The 13,269-nt window shown below is 64.5% G+C and carries 13 protein-coding genes; 5 read left to right on the top strand and 8 right to left on the bottom strand.

What is annotated here, in order from left to right; genetic code table 11:
• Genes KCG88_RS04605 through gnd form a run of 3 tightly spaced genes read right to left on the bottom strand, consistent with a single transcriptional unit; the run spans position 1 to position 3,313 of the window.
• Positions 1–837 (bottom strand): Cof-type HAD-IIB family hydrolase, encoded by an 837-nt coding sequence (locus KCG88_RS04605; RefSeq protein WP_080966956.1) that lies wholly within the window; start codon positions 835–837, stop codon positions 1–3.
• Positions 819–2,336 (bottom strand): glucose-6-phosphate dehydrogenase, encoded by a 1,518-nt coding sequence (zwf, locus tag KCG88_RS04600; RefSeq protein ID WP_047286745.1) that lies wholly within the window; start codon positions 2,334–2,336, stop codon positions 819–821. Before zwf ends, KCG88_RS04605 begins: the two co-directional genes overlap by 19 nt.
• On the bottom strand, positions 2,333–3,313 hold the full coding sequence (gnd, locus tag KCG88_RS04595) for a phosphogluconate dehydrogenase (NAD(+)-dependent, decarboxylating) (RefSeq protein WP_011061431.1): 981 nt from the start codon (positions 3,311–3,313) through the stop codon (positions 2,333–2,335). Before gnd ends, zwf begins: the two co-directional genes overlap by 4 nt.
• A 407-nt stretch (positions 3,314–3,720) precedes the next feature.
• Between gnd and KCG88_RS30860 the strand changes: the two genes are divergently transcribed.
• From KCG88_RS30860 to KCG88_RS04570, 5 genes are all read left to right on the top strand, one after another.
• On the top strand, positions 3,721–3,897 hold the full coding sequence (locus KCG88_RS30860; RefSeq protein ID WP_199521971.1) for a DUF6026 family protein: 177 nt from the start codon (positions 3,721–3,723) through the stop codon (positions 3,895–3,897).
• A gap of 248 nt (positions 3,898–4,145) precedes the next feature.
• Entirely contained in the window at positions 4,146–5,888 is a 1,743-nt protein-coding gene (locus KCG88_RS04585) for a phosphoethanolamine transferase CptA (RefSeq protein WP_210711849.1), read from the top strand.
• Positions 5,889–6,178: 290 nt separating this feature from the next.
• On the top strand, positions 6,179–6,403 hold the full coding sequence (locus KCG88_RS04580; RefSeq protein WP_047336886.1) for a hypothetical protein: 225 nt from the start codon (positions 6,179–6,181) through the stop codon (positions 6,401–6,403).
• A 319-nt stretch (positions 6,404–6,722) separates the two neighbouring features.
• Positions 6,723–7,397: a heavy metal response regulator transcription factor gene (locus KCG88_RS04575; RefSeq protein ID WP_047286753.1), complete on the top strand. Its 675-nt coding sequence runs from the start codon at positions 6,723–6,725 to the stop codon at positions 7,395–7,397.
• Positions 7,394–8,818, top strand: coding sequence for a heavy metal sensor histidine kinase (locus KCG88_RS04570; protein ID WP_047336887.1), 1,425 nt, complete (start codon positions 7,394–7,396; stop codon positions 8,816–8,818). The genes KCG88_RS04575 and KCG88_RS04570 overlap by 4 nt, the downstream gene beginning before the upstream one ends.
• On the opposite strand, the gene chrA is transcribed toward KCG88_RS04570, so the two are convergent.
• The 5 genes from chrA to KCG88_RS04545 all read right to left on the bottom strand — a co-directional run bounded on the left by chrA (position 8,815) and on the right by KCG88_RS04545 (position 13,052).
• Positions 8,815–10,002, bottom strand: a complete 1,188-nt coding sequence (gene chrA, locus KCG88_RS04565; RefSeq protein ID WP_210711848.1) for a chromate efflux transporter — start codon at positions 10,000–10,002, stop codon at positions 8,815–8,817. The two genes, KCG88_RS04570 and chrA, sit on opposite strands and share 4 nt — an antisense overlap.
• On the bottom strand, positions 10,002–10,493 hold the full coding sequence (locus KCG88_RS04560) for a GNAT family N-acetyltransferase (protein WP_047286759.1): 492 nt from the start codon (positions 10,491–10,493) through the stop codon (positions 10,002–10,004). The genes chrA and KCG88_RS04560 overlap by 1 nt, the downstream gene beginning before the upstream one ends.
• A 158-nt stretch (positions 10,494–10,651) precedes the next feature.
• Complete coding sequence (gene zapE / locus KCG88_RS04555) at positions 10,652–11,779, bottom strand: cell division protein ZapE (protein ID WP_047336889.1); 1,128 nt, start codon at positions 11,777–11,779, stop codon at positions 10,652–10,654.
• 174 nt (positions 11,780–11,953) lie between these two features.
• A complete protein-coding gene (locus KCG88_RS04550; RefSeq protein ID WP_047286763.1) occupies positions 11,954–12,283 on the bottom strand; it encodes a ketosteroid isomerase in 330 nt (109 codons plus the stop codon).
• A 52-nt stretch (positions 12,284–12,335) separates the two neighbouring features.
• Positions 12,336–13,052: a YafY family protein gene (locus KCG88_RS04545; protein ID WP_047287473.1), complete on the bottom strand. Its 717-nt coding sequence runs from the start codon at positions 13,050–13,052 to the stop codon at positions 12,336–12,338.
• Positions 13,053–13,269 lie beyond the last annotated feature (217 nt).

Genomic DNA, 13,269 nt, shown 5'->3' with positions numbered 1-13,269 from the left:
TCAACGCATGAGGATATAGCGCTCGATGGCTTCGGCGGCGCCGTCTTCCAGGTTGCTGCCGGTGATCACATCAGCCTGGCGCTTGACCTGTTCTTCCGCCTGGCCCATGGCAATCGACAGGCCGGCACGCTGGAACATCGCCGGGTCGTTGCCGCCATCACCCAGGGCCGCGGTGCGCTCCAGCGGCACCCCCAGGTATTCGGCCAGGGTCGCCAGGGCCTGCCCCTTGTCCGCCTGCAAAGCAGTGAGGTCGAGGAACCTGGGTTGGGAACGGGACGCCTGGGCCTGCCCGGCAGTGGCGGCCTGCAAGCGGGCCTCCAGTTGCACCAGCAAGCGGTGATCGCTGCTGGCGGCGACGATCTTGTCGATGCGCGGCAGGTATTCCTCGAAGCTATCCACCACCTTGGGGGCGTACCCCAGCGCCTGGCGTTCCAGGGGCATCAGGGCACCGTCCAGGTTGCGCAGCAGCCATTCGTTGTCGGCAAACACCCAGGTCTCGACCTGTGGGCAGGGTTCGAACAGCAGCAACGCGGTGACCGCCGCTTCCACCGGAACATGGTGGCGAACCAGAAAACTGCCATCGGGCTTGACGATGCTGCCGCCGTTGAAGCCGGCAGTGGGCAGGTCGACCCCCAGGGCCTCGATCTGCTGCCGCATGGCCCGCGGCGGCCGCCCAGTGGCCAGGCTGAAGGCCACCCCGGCCTCGCGCAGCGCACGGACCGCCTCCAGGGTGCGGGGGCTGAGGCTGTGGTCGGGGCGCAACAGGGTGCCATCCATATCGCTGAGGAGGAACTCGATAGGCCGCGCCGGCATGCCGCTCATCCCAGAGGGCGCCATACGCGGCCATCCCGGGCCAGTAGTTCATCCCCGGCTGCCGGGCCATCCACGCCCGCCGGGTAGCTCTGCAAGCTGGCGTCCTGCTGCCAGGCATCGAGGAAGGGTTGCACCGCGCGCCAGCCGTTCTCGATGTTGTCGGCGCGCTGGAACAGGGTCTGGTCGCCGATCAGGCAGTCGTAGATCAAGGTCTCGTAGCCAGTGGAGGGCTGCATCTCGAAGAAGTCGCGGTAGGCAAAACCCAGTTCGATGTTGGCCATGTCCAGGCTCGGCCCGGGCTTTTTCGCCAGCAGGTCGAACCACATGCCTTCGTTGGGCTGGATCTGGATCCGCAGGTAGGTCGGCAACAGGCGCTCGACCTCGGTATCGCGGAACTGTGCATAGGGCGCCGGCTTGAAGCAGATGACGATCTCGGTGTCGCGCACGCTCATGCGCTTGCCGGTACGCAGGTAGAACGGCACCCCGACCCAGCGCCAGTTGTCGATCATCACCTTCAGCGCAACGTAGGTTTCGGTGCTGCTGTCGGGCGCCACGTTGGCTTCCTCGCGGTAGCCCGCCAGCGCCTTGCCGGCCACTTCACCGGCGCTGTACTGGCCGCGCACCGAGTTGGCCCGGGCCTCTTCCACGGACCAGGGGCGGATAGCCCCCACCACCTTGGCCTTTTCGCCACGTACCGCATCGGCGCCAAAGGCCGCGGGCGGCTCCATGGCCACCATCGCCAGCAACTGGAACAGGTGGTTGGGCACCATGTCCCGCAGGGCGCCGGTGTGTTCATAAAAGCTGCCACGGGTTTCCACGCCGACGGTTTCCGCCGCGGTGATCTGCACGTGGTCGATGTAGTGGTTGTTCCAGAATGCCTCGAACAGGCTGTTGGAAAAACGGCTGACCAGGATGTTCTGGACCGTTTCCTTGCCCAGGTAATGGTCGATGCGATAGATCTGTTTTTCGCTCATGACCTTGAGCAGGCAGCCGTTGAGGGCTTCGGCGGTCTGCAGGTCGGAGCCGAAGGGCTTTTCGATCACCACCCGGCGAAAAGCCTGGGGCCCCTCCTCCAGCAACCCGGCGCTGCCCAGGCGGCGCACCACTTCACTGAAGAAGCGTGGTGCGGTGGCCAGGTAGAACACCGCGTTGCCGGTGCCGCTGGCGGCAATCCGCGCCGCCAATTCGGCATAGGTGGAATCGTCGAGAAAATCCCCCTGGACATAGCTGATGCCCCGGGTCAGGCGGGCCCAGACGGCGGCATCCACCGCCGCCCCCTGGCCTTGCTTGTTGAGCACTTCATCGCGAAGGAAGTCTTCCAGCAGGGTGGCGAACTCGGCGTCGCTCACCGCGTTGTGGTCAACGCCGACAATCCGCAGCCCCTCATCCAGCAAACCGTCGCGGCTGAGGTTGTAAAGCGCCGGCATCAGCAGGCGCTTGACCAGATCACCGCGGGCGCCGAACAGGAACAGCGTGGTCGGCGGCGCCGGCAAGGCCTTGGACTTCTTTCGCGTGGTGGTCATTTTTTCCCGGTCTCCACATGGCCGCCAAAGCCGAAGCGCATGGCCGACAGCAGCTTGTCACCGTAGGTGCCCTGGCCGCGGGAGCGGTAGCGGGAGAACAGCGAGTTGGACAGTACCGGCACCGGCACCGATTGCTCCATGGCCGCTTCGATGGTCCAGCGCCCTTCGCCACTGTCGGCCACCGAGCCGGAGAAGCCGTCGAGCTTCGGATCGCCCGCCAGGGCATCGGCGGTCAGGTCCAGCAGCCAGGAGGACACCACGCTGCCACGGCGCCAGACTTCGGCGATATCGGCGACATTGAGGTCAAAGCGCTGGTCTTCCGGCAGGCTTTCCGAGGCCTTGGTCTTGAGGATGTCGAAGCCCTCGGCGAAGGCCTGCATCATGCCGTACTCGATGCCGTTGTGGATCATCTTGACGAAGTGCCCGGAACCGGCCGGGCCAGCGTGGATGTAGCCGCGCTCGGCGCGGTCGTCATCGGCGACCCGGTCCTTGGTCCGTGGGATGGTGCCCATGCCGGGCGCCAGGGCAGCGAACAGAGGGTCCAGGCGCAGCACTTCGGCCGCGTCGCCGCCGATCATCATGCAGTAGCCACGCTCCAGGCCCCAGACGCCGCCGGAGGTGCCGACATCGATGTACTTCAGGCCCTTTTGCGCCAGGTCGCGGGCGCGGCGGATGTCGTCTTTATAGTAGGTGTTGCCACCGTCGATGATCACATCGCCCGGCTCCAGCAACTGGCTGAGGGTGTCGATGGTGTCTTCGGTGGGTGCGCCGGCAGGCAGCATGACCCAGACTGCACGGGGTTTTTCCAGGCCCGCCACCAGGGCCGGCAGGTCGGCGACGCCCTTGGCGCCTTCAGCGGCCAGGGTGCTGACGAAGTCGGTGTTGCGGTCAAAGACTACGGTCTCGTGCCCATTGAGCATCAGGCGCCGTGCAATGTTGCCGCCCATGCGGCCCAGTCCAATAATCCCCAGTTGCATGTGCTGATGCTCCTACTGCAAAAATTCTGATCAAAAAAGTTATAGCCCAGTGGGCCGGGTCAAAATCCCGAGGGGCGCAACTATACAAGGCAAGAAGCCCCAAGACAGCGCAATCTTCAGGCAGATTCCGAGTTTTTACCCCTGACGGCGCTTATTGCCCATCGACCGGCCCCAGCCAATTCCCCTGACGGGCAGCAGAACGATGAAGATTAGTCCCGTGCCAGCCCCTGAAGTTTCCCTGGCCCTGGGTGGATAACGCTGCAAGTCTGCGCGAAGGCACAGTGACCGCGAAAAATAAAAAAGTTCCCTTCGCCCGAAAAAGAAATAAAATTGCCGCCGATAGTGCTTTGCGCAAGGGATGCAGCCAGCGAAGCATAGTTGAGACACGCCATTTGCGAGGTGAAGCAATGGGCACAGTACTACCGGCACGACCAGCACAAACCCTGTACGTCAGCATTCGTCGTGACGAATTGCGTCAACTCAAAGACGAACGCGATCAACTGCAACAGGAACTCGCACAATTGCGCCTGCAGTTGCAAAACCAGGGTCAACCGGCGCCGCTACACCTCTCCTCCGCGAGCTGAGCCTCGCCACTGAACGCAGGCCCGACCTGCGTTCAGCCCCTTGAGTCCCGGGCCAAGCCGCCCCTCCGTCGCCCCTCGCCACACCGCTACAGCCCCCGTTGCAAACCACAAAATAGCGACGTTCAGCTGACAAACTTTTCACACTTGCCTGTCGATACTCCCGGCCATTGTGGCCGTCTTGTTACAAGACGGCGCTCATTCGCGACGCCCTTGGCGCGCAATGAATCTGGATCCCTGGGGAGCGCTCAATGGCATTGTTCAAACGCAGTAGTACATCTGCGAAAGGTTTTGACTGGATGGGGCTGCTCTGGCTGTTCCTGTTCTTCTGGTATTTCTCCGGCATCACCCAGCTGCTGATCCAGCTGACCGACACCTCCGGCTTCACTGGTTTCCGCCAGGCGTTCTTCATGAGCGCCATCTGGCTGGCACCGATGCTGCTGTTCCCGGCGCGCACCAAAGTCATGGCCGCGGTGATCGGCGTAGTGCTCTGGGCCTGCTCCATGGCCAGCCTGGGCTACTTCTTCGTCTACCAGCAGGAGTTCTCGCAAAGCGTCATCTTCATCATGTTCGAGTCCAACCCCTCGGAAGCCGTTGAATACCTGACCCAGTACTTTGCCTGGTGGATGCTCCTGGCGTTCCTGGCCCACAGCGCATTCGCCTTCTTCCTCTGGACCCGCCTGCGCCCGGTCTACCTGCCTCGCGGCCAGGCCCTGGTGGCCGCCGCAGCGATCCTCGTGGCGATTGTCGGCTACCCGCTGGTCAAGCAGATCTCCCGCGCTGACACCCTGGCCGCCGGCCTGGAAAAATTCGAAACCCGCATCGAGCCTGCGGTGCCTTGGCAGATGGTGATTGCCTATCGCCGTTACCGCGAACAGTTGGACGGCATGCAAGGCATGCTCGACAGCGTCAGCAAGATCCCGCCCCTGACCAACCTCAAGGACAGCATGGCCAACCAGCCGGCCACGTTGGTGCTGGTCATCGGCGAATCCACCAACCGCCAGCGCATGAGCCTGTACGGCTATCCGCGCCAGACCACCCCGGAGCTGGACAAGCTCAAGGACCAGCTGGCGATCTTCAACAACGTCATCACCCCGCGCCCCTACACCATCGAGGCGCTGCAACAGGTGCTGACCTTCGCCGACGAAGAAAACCCCGACCTGTACCTCAAGACCCCGTCCCTGGTCAGCGTAATGAAGCAGGCCGGCTACAAGACCTACTGGATCACCAACCAGCAGACCATGACCAAGCGCAACACCATGCTCACCACCTTCTCCGAACAGGCGGACGAGCAGGTGTACCTGAACAACAACCGCAACCAGAACGCCCGCCAGTACGACGGCGATGTACTGGAGCCGTTTTCCAAGGCCCTGGCCGACAGCGCACCACGCAAGTTCATCGTGGTCCACCTGCTGGGCACCCACATGAGCTACCAGTACCGCTACCCGCCCAGCTTCGACAAGTTCAACGATCGCCAGGGCGTACCGGCCGGCGTGCGCGACGACCAGCTGCCGACCTACAACAGCTACGACAACGCCGTGCTGTACAACGACTTCGTGGTCTCGAACCTGATCAAGAACTACGCCAAGACCGACCCCAACGGTTTCCTGCTGTACCTCTCGGACCACGGCGAGGACGTCTTCGACTCCGCCGGCCATGACACCCTGGGGCGCAACGAAGCCCGGCCGACGGCGCCGATGTACACCATTCCGTTCATGGCCTGGGCCTCGCCGAAATGGCGGGAAACCCATGACTGGAACTTTGCCTCGGACCTCAGCCGCCCCTACATGAGCTCCCAGCTGATTCACACCTGGGCGGACCTGGCGGGCCTGAGTTTCAATGAGCTGGACCACAGCCGCAGCCTGGTGAGCGACAGCTTCAAGCCACGCCCGCTGCTGATCGGCGACCCCTACTCGCGCCAGAGCAAGCCCCTGATCGATTTCAGCCTGATGAAACCCAAGGCCCCGGTCGACGCCGCGGTGGTACAGAAGTAAGCCCCCTGCCACACCCGCAGGAGCCGGCTTGCCGGCAAACAGCCCCGAGAACCCTGGCCGGTTCCCGGGGCTTTTTTTTGCACCAGGCAGCGTCCGCAAGTGGCGCTCAAGACGGTGCCCTTCCCGGCCAACGCGGCCCAGCGCCGGCAACGACACATGATGTCAAAATTGTAATCCGCACTTGAGGCTGACGTTAACCCTCGCTTAATACACTTCGGTAAAACTTTCCCTCATCACTTCTTGTGCAGGGACGTAACGAGTACCGAACATTCTTAAGCAGGAAAAACAGCATGAAACTTTCAACTTTGGTATTAAGCGGCCTGATTCTGGTAGGTTCCAGCGCGGCCTTTGCCGAAGGTGGCTCGGAAAATATGCAGCGCTTCTATGACAACTTCCGCGTTAGCCAGCAGCAACTTCATGGCGATAAGACCGAAAACACCGCAAAAGCCGAAAAGCAGAAACCCGAGCCCAACTATTCCGCCTCGGATGCCAAGCAACAACAGCCTGGCGCCTGATCCCCCGTTCCAGCAAGACCCATTCCTGGCAATCTGCTCCTTTGCCAGAAGTGGATGTTTGGCGCCCTTGTGGGCGCCTTTTTCATAGGAGCTGCCCCTCTTCTCTTGCACCCGGATGACGGGCAGATGACAACCCGGTCATCTGCCGCCCGCGGTGCCCCGGTTCATTTAGTATCGCCGCGCCATGCCACTGGCCACTGGTCGGGCAGCCTGGTTAATCCGTTGAATTGGTTGGGTTATTTTATTGACCCTGTAGCTACTACAGACTTTAACCTGCGCCCGCTCGACAGCCCCCGATAGCTTTGAAGAGGATATTGCAATGCGCATTCTGGTGATTGAGGACGAACCCAAGACCGCCGACTACCTGCATCAGGGCCTGAGTGAAAGTGGCTATGTGGTGGACCGGGCGAACAATGGTGTGGACGGCCTGCACCTGATTCAACAACAACCCTATGAGTTGGTAATCCTGGATATCAACCTGCCCGGCAAAGATGGTTGGCAAGTTCTTGAACAACTGCAGGGAAACTATCCGGCACGGGTCATGATGTTGACTGCCCGCGGGCGCCTGGAAGACAAGGTCAAGGGCCTGGATATGGGCGCCGATGATTATCTGGTCAAACCTTTTCAGTTTCCCGAGTTGCTGGCCCGGGTTCGTACCCTGATGCGTCGTAGTGAAGTGATTGTCCAGCCGGAAGTTCTGCAAGTTGCCGACCTGCAACTTGACCCGCGCCGTCATCGGGCTTATCGCGGCAGTCGGCGTATCGACCTGACGACCAAGGAATTCACCCTGCTGCATGTATTGATGCGCCACAGCGGAGAAGTACTGACCCGCACCCAGATCATTTCCCTGGTCTGGGACATGAATTTCGACTGCGACACCAATGTGGTGGAAGTCTCCATCAGCCGCTTGCGGGGCAAGATCGACGACGCCAGTGACGTCAAGCTGATCCATACCCTGCGCGGTGTCGGCTATGTCCTGGAAGTCCGCCCATGACAGCGCGCGCCGCAGCCGCGGCCAGCAGCCTGTCCATGCGCCTGGGGCTGACCGTCGCCCTGATGGGCGCGGCACTGGTGGTGCTGCTGGCAACCCTGGCCTACCTGGCCTTGAACCATGAGCTGGACAACCTGGCGCGCAAGGGCCTGGACAGCAAGCTGGAGCAGATCCGGCACAGCCTCACCAGCGACCTCCAGAGCAGTGACCTGGCGGCCCGCCCCCATTCCCTGCTGGACCTGGTGATGGGCCACGACAACCTGCAATTGACCATCCTCGGCAGCGATCCGCTGGCGGCCCCTCTGCTGATTGTCGGCGGCATGGCCCAGGAATCCCTGCCCGAGACCCTGAGCAATATCGGGGGCGATGGCTACCTCGACTGGCGCGACAGCCGCGGCAACCCCTTGCTCAGCGCCCTGCGGCAGATGAGCCTGCGCAATGGCGAACAGGTCCAGGTGGTACTGACCCTGGACCGCAGCAACGATCAGGCGCTGCTCAGCGCCTACCTGCGCTCCACGGTGATCGCCCTGCCCCTGTTGCTGCTACTGATCGGTTTCGGCGCCTGGTGGCTGGTGCAACGGGGCCTGCTGCCTTTGCAGCAGTTCAGCCGGGTCGCGGCGCGGGTGACCACCCAGGACCTGACCCACCGCCTGAAGCTGCAGGGCCTGCCCCGGGAGCTGGCGGAGCTGGGCCAGGGCATCAATGTCATGCTGCAACGCCTGGACGGCGGCGTGCAGCGCCTGTCGCAGTTCTCCGACGACCTGGCCCACGAGTTGCGCTCGCCCATCAGCAACCTGATGGGCAAGGCCCAGGTGACCCTGTCCCGGGAACGCCCGCCAGAGGAGTACAAGGCGGTGCTGGAGGCCAGTATCGAAGAGCTGGAGCGGGTCACGCGGATCGTCGCCGACATGCTGTTCCTGGCCCAGGTCAGCCAGCCGGCATCCCGGGCCCGGTTCGCCCGGGTCTCGCTGGGGGAAGAGGCGCGCCGGGTCATCGACCTGTTCGCCCTGAGCGCCGAAGAGAAGCAGCTGCAACTGCAGCCCAGTGGTGATGCCTGGGTGCTGGGGGACCGGCTGATGATCCAGCGGGCCATTTCCAACCTGCTGTCCAACGCCATTCGCCACAGCCCGCCGCGGGGGCAGATCAGCCTGCGGGTGGAGCAGACCATGGAGGCCGTGAGCCTGAGCGTGGGCAACCCCGGCCCGGGCATCGCCGCCAGCCACCTGCCCCATCTGTTCGAGCGCTTCTATCGGGTCGACAGCAGCCGCACCCGGGCCGAAGGCGGCACCGGGCTGGGCCTGGCCATCGTCCGCTCGATCATGAACCTGCACCAGGGGCGCACCGAGGTCAGCAGCATCCCGGAACTCCTGACCGAGTTCCGCCTGGTATTCCCCCGGCTCGACCCGGCGCAGCACGACCTCTAGAGCAGCCAGCCCCCTGCCCCGGCCCCCAGCAGCACCAGGGCCCAGGGCGGCACCCGGCCGCTGCGCAACAGCAGCAGCGCCAGCAACACCGCCACCAGTTCCGGTGCGCCGGTCACGCTGCTGGTCCACAGGGGTTGATACAACGCTGCCGCCAGCAGGCCCACCACCGCGGCATTGACCCCGGCCAGGGCCGCCTGGATGCCCTGGCGGTGGCGCAGCCGCTGCCAGAAGGGCACCACGCCGATCACCAGCAACATCCCCGGCAGAAAGATCGCCAGCAGGCACACCACCGCCCCACTCCAGCCATCGATGGCGGCGCCGAGAAAGGCCGCGACGCTGAACAGCGGGCCAGGCATCGCCTGGGCGCTGGCGTACCCGGCCAGGAACAGCGAGCTGCTGACCCAGCCGGGCTCCACTACCTGCGCCTGCAACAGCGGCAGCACCACATGGCCACCGCCGAATACCAGAGCGCCGACCCGGTAGAAGCCATCGAACAGGCTCAGCAGGCGCCCCGGCCAGAGCAGCGCCAACCCTGGCAACAGCACCAGCAACAACAGCGCCAGCCCCAGGCAACACGCCCCCAGGCGGCGACTCGACCCAGAGGGCGGGCTCTGGACCTGCACCTGGAACACCGGCCTGATCAGCCAACGGCCCAGCAACGCCGCCAGCAGCATCACCAGCAACTGCCCGCCCAGGCCCGGCCAGCGCAGCACCAGCACCGCGGCCAGCACTGCGATGACGATTTGCAACGCGCCCCGGCACAGGCTGCGGGCCATGCCCCACAGGGCCTGGGCCACCACCGCCACCGCCACCAATTGCAAGCCCTTGAGCGCCCCGGCCGGGACCCCGCCGCCCAACCCCAGGGCCAACAGCGCCAGGGCCAGGGCCGAAGGCAAGGTAAAGCCGGCCCAGGCACACAAGGCCCCGGGCAGGCCACGGCGAGACAACCCCAGGGCGATGCCGACCTGGCTGCTGGCAGGTCCAGGGAGAAACTGGCACAGCGCAACCAGCTCGGCATAGGCCGCCTCCCCCAGCCAGCGCCGGCGCTGGACGAATTCCTGGCGAAAGTAACCCAGGTGCGCCAGCGGTCCGCCAAACGAACTCAAGCCCAGGCGCAAAAACACCAGGAAGATCCGCCAGGGTGTTTCTACCGGGGCCGGCGCGGGGGAATGGGGGGCGTGCATTACAAGGTTTTGCTCCAGAACAGCATGCGCCCGTGAGCCGGGTCGAGCATGGCATTGGCGAAACCGCAGGCGCGATAGGCGGCCTGGGCCTGGGCATTGCCCTCCAGCACTTCCAGGGTGACCTTGCAGCAGCCCCGTTGCCGGGCGATGTCCTCGACCTTCTGCAGCAGGCGCTTGCTCAGGCCCTGGCCGCGGTAGCTGTCCAGCACCACCACGTCATGGACATTCACCAGGGGCCGGCAGGCGAAGGTGGAGAAGCCTTCGAAGCAGTTCACCAGGCCCACCGGCTGCCCGCCGGCAAAGGCCAGCACGCTGAACGCCTGGGGCCGCTTGGCCAGTTCCGCCGGCAACTGCTGGAGCCGGTCCGCGTCCAGGGGCTGGCCGCCGCCCATGGGGTCCTCGGCATAGTGGTTGAGCAACACGCCTATGGCTTCGGCATGCACCGGGTTGCTGTAACTGGCTTGCAACACCACGACATCGGCAACGTCCATGTTCATCCTCGATCAACGTATTGAAAGTGAGCGCTCAGGGCTCGGGCAGCCTCGATTGTAGGCTGGGGGATTTGACCAAACGAAGATTTTTAGCCCGCGCACTACAGAAAAAATCCTAAGCAGCGGCCAGGATCCACGGCAGCCGGAAGGGTTTCCCTTCAGGCTGCGGGCCCACCGGCAAAACGCTGCAACTGCATTTCCTGCAGGCGGCTGAGGGTGCGGCGGAAAGCGAACTCCAGGTAGCCCTCGGTGTACAGCTGCTCCATGGGCACCCGGGCTTCCAGGTACAGCGGCACCTTGCGGTCGTAGCACTCGTCCACCAGGGCGATGAAACGCCGCACCGCGTCGTCATGGACCGACAGTTGCGGCAACTCACGATCCCCGGCCACCACCCGCTCGGCGCCATCCTCGGTGCCCCGGGCAATGCGTGCGGGGCGCTGGCAAGCGCTGAGGTTGGGTACATCGCTCAGGAGAATGGCCTGGAAGCGGTCGCACAGGGCCATGAAGTCCATGGCGGAAAACGGCTGTTCGCACAGTTCGACGAAGCTGCACCAGACCACCGTCTCGCACGCCTTGACCACCTGCAACGGGCGATAGCCGAGCAACAGCGGCTCGCTGCTCGCCGGCTGCCCGGCACTCAAGCGCTCGAACACCGGGCCCAGGGCGCTCGGCCGCCCCTCGGCGCCAAGCCAGTAGCGTTGCTCGGCAGCGCCCGGGTGCAGGCGGTGATCCTGCTCGCCGTCCACCGCCACCACCTGCATGTGCTGGCGAATGGCGCTGATCGCCGGAACGAAGCGCTCGCGGTTGAAGCCATCGGCATACAACTGCTCCGGGGGCTGGTTGGAGGTGCAAACCAGCACCACACCCTGGTCGAACATCACCTGGAACAGGCGCCCGAGGATGATCGCGTCACCGATGTCATTGACGAACAGCTCATCGAAACACAGCACCCGCACCTCCTCGGCCAGTTCCCGAGCCAGGGCCTGCAAGGGGTCGGCAATACCGGTCAGTTGGAACGAACGCTGGTGCACCCAGCCCATGAAGTGATGAAAGTGCTGGCGCCGCGCCGGGACCCGCAGGCTCTGGTAGAACTGGTCCATCAGCCAGGTCTTGCCCCGCCCAACCGCCCCCCACAGATAGACCCCGGGCACCGCCGTGCGCCCTTGATGCAGGGCTTCATGGCATTGCTGCAAGGCCTGCACCGCACGCGCCTGCGCCGCGTCGGCGACAAAGCCCTGCTGCTCCAGGGCGTGCTGGTAGGCGCTCATGGGGGAATCGAATGGCATGGGGCTCGGACCTCCTGGCAAAGAGCCGCAGTATGCCAGCATGAGCCGCCCCAGGCCGACCTGTAGCCCCTGCCGAGCCCGCGAAGCTGGGAGAAGGACGCCAAGCCTTGCCTGGTGGCCTCCGGCCAATCCTTGAGCGCGCTCAGGTTTTTGCAGCCTGCGCCAACGGCTACATCAGCGGGAAATATCCAGGCGCTCGATCCGCCCCTGGGCGTCCAGGCGGAAGGTATGGCGCAGGGCCAGGGGGCTGCCGGGGAAGTCACCGCACACCCGGCTGTCGAGCAGCACTTTGCCGGTGCGCTGCTGGACCCCGAGGATTTCCAGGCGGCACGCGCCTTTGCCCATCCAGCGGGCGATCTGCTGGGGCCCCACGCAGTGCTCGCGTTCATCGAAGACCTGGGCGCGGTCGGCGAAGATCGACGCCACCACTGCGCGGTCGCCGCTGTTGATGGCCGTGACATAAGCGGCGATGGCCGGGGCCAGGGAAGGGTCTGTGGCCGACATGACAAAAGCTCCTTGCTGTTGAATGAGTGGCCCATGCTAAAGCCCTCGCGTGTCATTTCCTGTCAGCAGTGAAACGGCCCTGCTCATCGCTATGCATGCGTTTGCGCCAGGCTCGCAGCCAGTCGCTGCGCCGCCCCGGATACCGCTCGCCCTGCTCCTGGGCGGCGGCAATGCGGTCGGTGCGGAAGGTGCGGTAATCCTCGCGCAATTCACACCAGGCCACGATCACCCGGGCCTCGTTGAGAAAGCCCAGGGCCAGGGGCCAGACCCGGCGCTGGCTGGGGTTCTGGTTGGCGTCGGCATAGTCGATCAGCAGCTTGGCCTGGAGGCGGATCGCCTGGCGGAACACATTGAGCGACACCGGGTTGTCGGGGAAGCCGTAGCCCGCCGGGCCGGGCAACAGGGTCGGATTGCGCAGTGCGTCCTGGGCCGCGGGGGCCAGCACCGCAGCGATCTTGGCCATGGCATCGGCGGCGGCCTTGCTCAGTTCCTCGTCGCCGCGCTGATCGACGTAGCGCAGGCCCAGCACCACGGCCTCGGTCTCGTCGGCATTGAGCATCAACGGCGGCAGGAACAGCCCGCTGCGCAGCACGTAACCTATCCCGGCCTCACCGTAGATCGGCGCGCCCAGGGCGGTCAGCTCGGCGATATCGCGGTACAGGGTGCGCTCGGAAACCTCCAGCTCCGAGGCCAGGGTCGCGGCGGTCACCGGACGGCTTTTGCCCCGCAGCATCTGCAGCAGGGTGAGTAAACGACTGGCTCGCGACACGCAGGTGCACTCCGGAAAAAACACCGGCGCAGATTACCAGAGCCTCCTGACAGTTTCTGTCAGGAGGATGGGGGTTGGCGGGACATTGCCAGGCATGGTTCTGCCGGGGTCTTGTAGCCGCTGGCGCAGGCGGCGAAGGCACTGCGTCGCAGGGTTCGGCTGGGGGTGCCAAGCAAGGCCCTGCGGGCCTTTGCGCAGCCTTGCTGGGGCTCGGCAG

Origin of the sequence: Pseudomonas sp. MWU349, from assembly GCF_017947325.1 — a bacterium.
Taxonomy (GTDB): Bacteria; Pseudomonadota; Gammaproteobacteria; order Pseudomonadales; family Pseudomonadaceae; genus Aquipseudomonas; species Aquipseudomonas protegens.
This window is presented reverse-complemented; position numbering and strand designations above follow the sequence as displayed.

Bases quoted from the DNA above. Each gene is read 5' to 3' on its own strand.
- KCG88_RS04605 (WP_080966956.1), bottom strand. From the start codon at position 837: ATGGCGCCCTCTGGGATGAGCGGCATGCCGGCGCGGCCTATCGAGTTC.
- zwf (WP_047286745.1), bottom strand. From the start codon at position 2,336: ATGACCACCACGCGAAAGAAGTCCAAGGCCTTGCCGGCGCCGCCGACC.
- gnd (WP_011061431.1), bottom strand. From the start codon at position 3,313: ATGCAACTGGGGATTATTGGACTGGGCCGCATGGGCGGCAACATTGCA.
- KCG88_RS30860 (WP_199521971.1), top strand. From the start codon at position 3,721: ATGGGCACAGTACTACCGGCACGACCAGCACAAACCCTGTACGTCAGC.
- KCG88_RS04585 (WP_210711849.1), top strand. From the start codon at position 4,146: ATGGCATTGTTCAAACGCAGTAGTACATCTGCGAAAGGTTTTGACTGG.
- KCG88_RS04580 (WP_047336886.1), top strand. From the start codon at position 6,179: ATGAAACTTTCAACTTTGGTATTAAGCGGCCTGATTCTGGTAGGTTCC.
- KCG88_RS04575 (WP_047286753.1), top strand. From the start codon at position 6,723: ATGCGCATTCTGGTGATTGAGGACGAACCCAAGACCGCCGACTACCTG.
- KCG88_RS04570 (WP_047336887.1), top strand. From the start codon at position 7,394: ATGACAGCGCGCGCCGCAGCCGCGGCCAGCAGCCTGTCCATGCGCCTG.
- chrA (WP_210711848.1), bottom strand. From the start codon at position 10,002: ATGCACGCCCCCCATTCCCCCGCGCCGGCCCCGGTAGAAACACCCTGG.
- KCG88_RS04560 (WP_047286759.1), bottom strand. From the start codon at position 10,493: ATGGACGTTGCCGATGTCGTGGTGTTGCAAGCCAGTTACAGCAACCCG.
- zapE (WP_047336889.1), bottom strand. From the start codon at position 11,779: ATGCCATTCGATTCCCCCATGAGCGCCTACCAGCACGCCCTGGAGCAG.
- KCG88_RS04550 (WP_047286763.1), bottom strand. From the start codon at position 12,283: ATGTCGGCCACAGACCCTTCCCTGGCCCCGGCCATCGCCGCTTATGTC.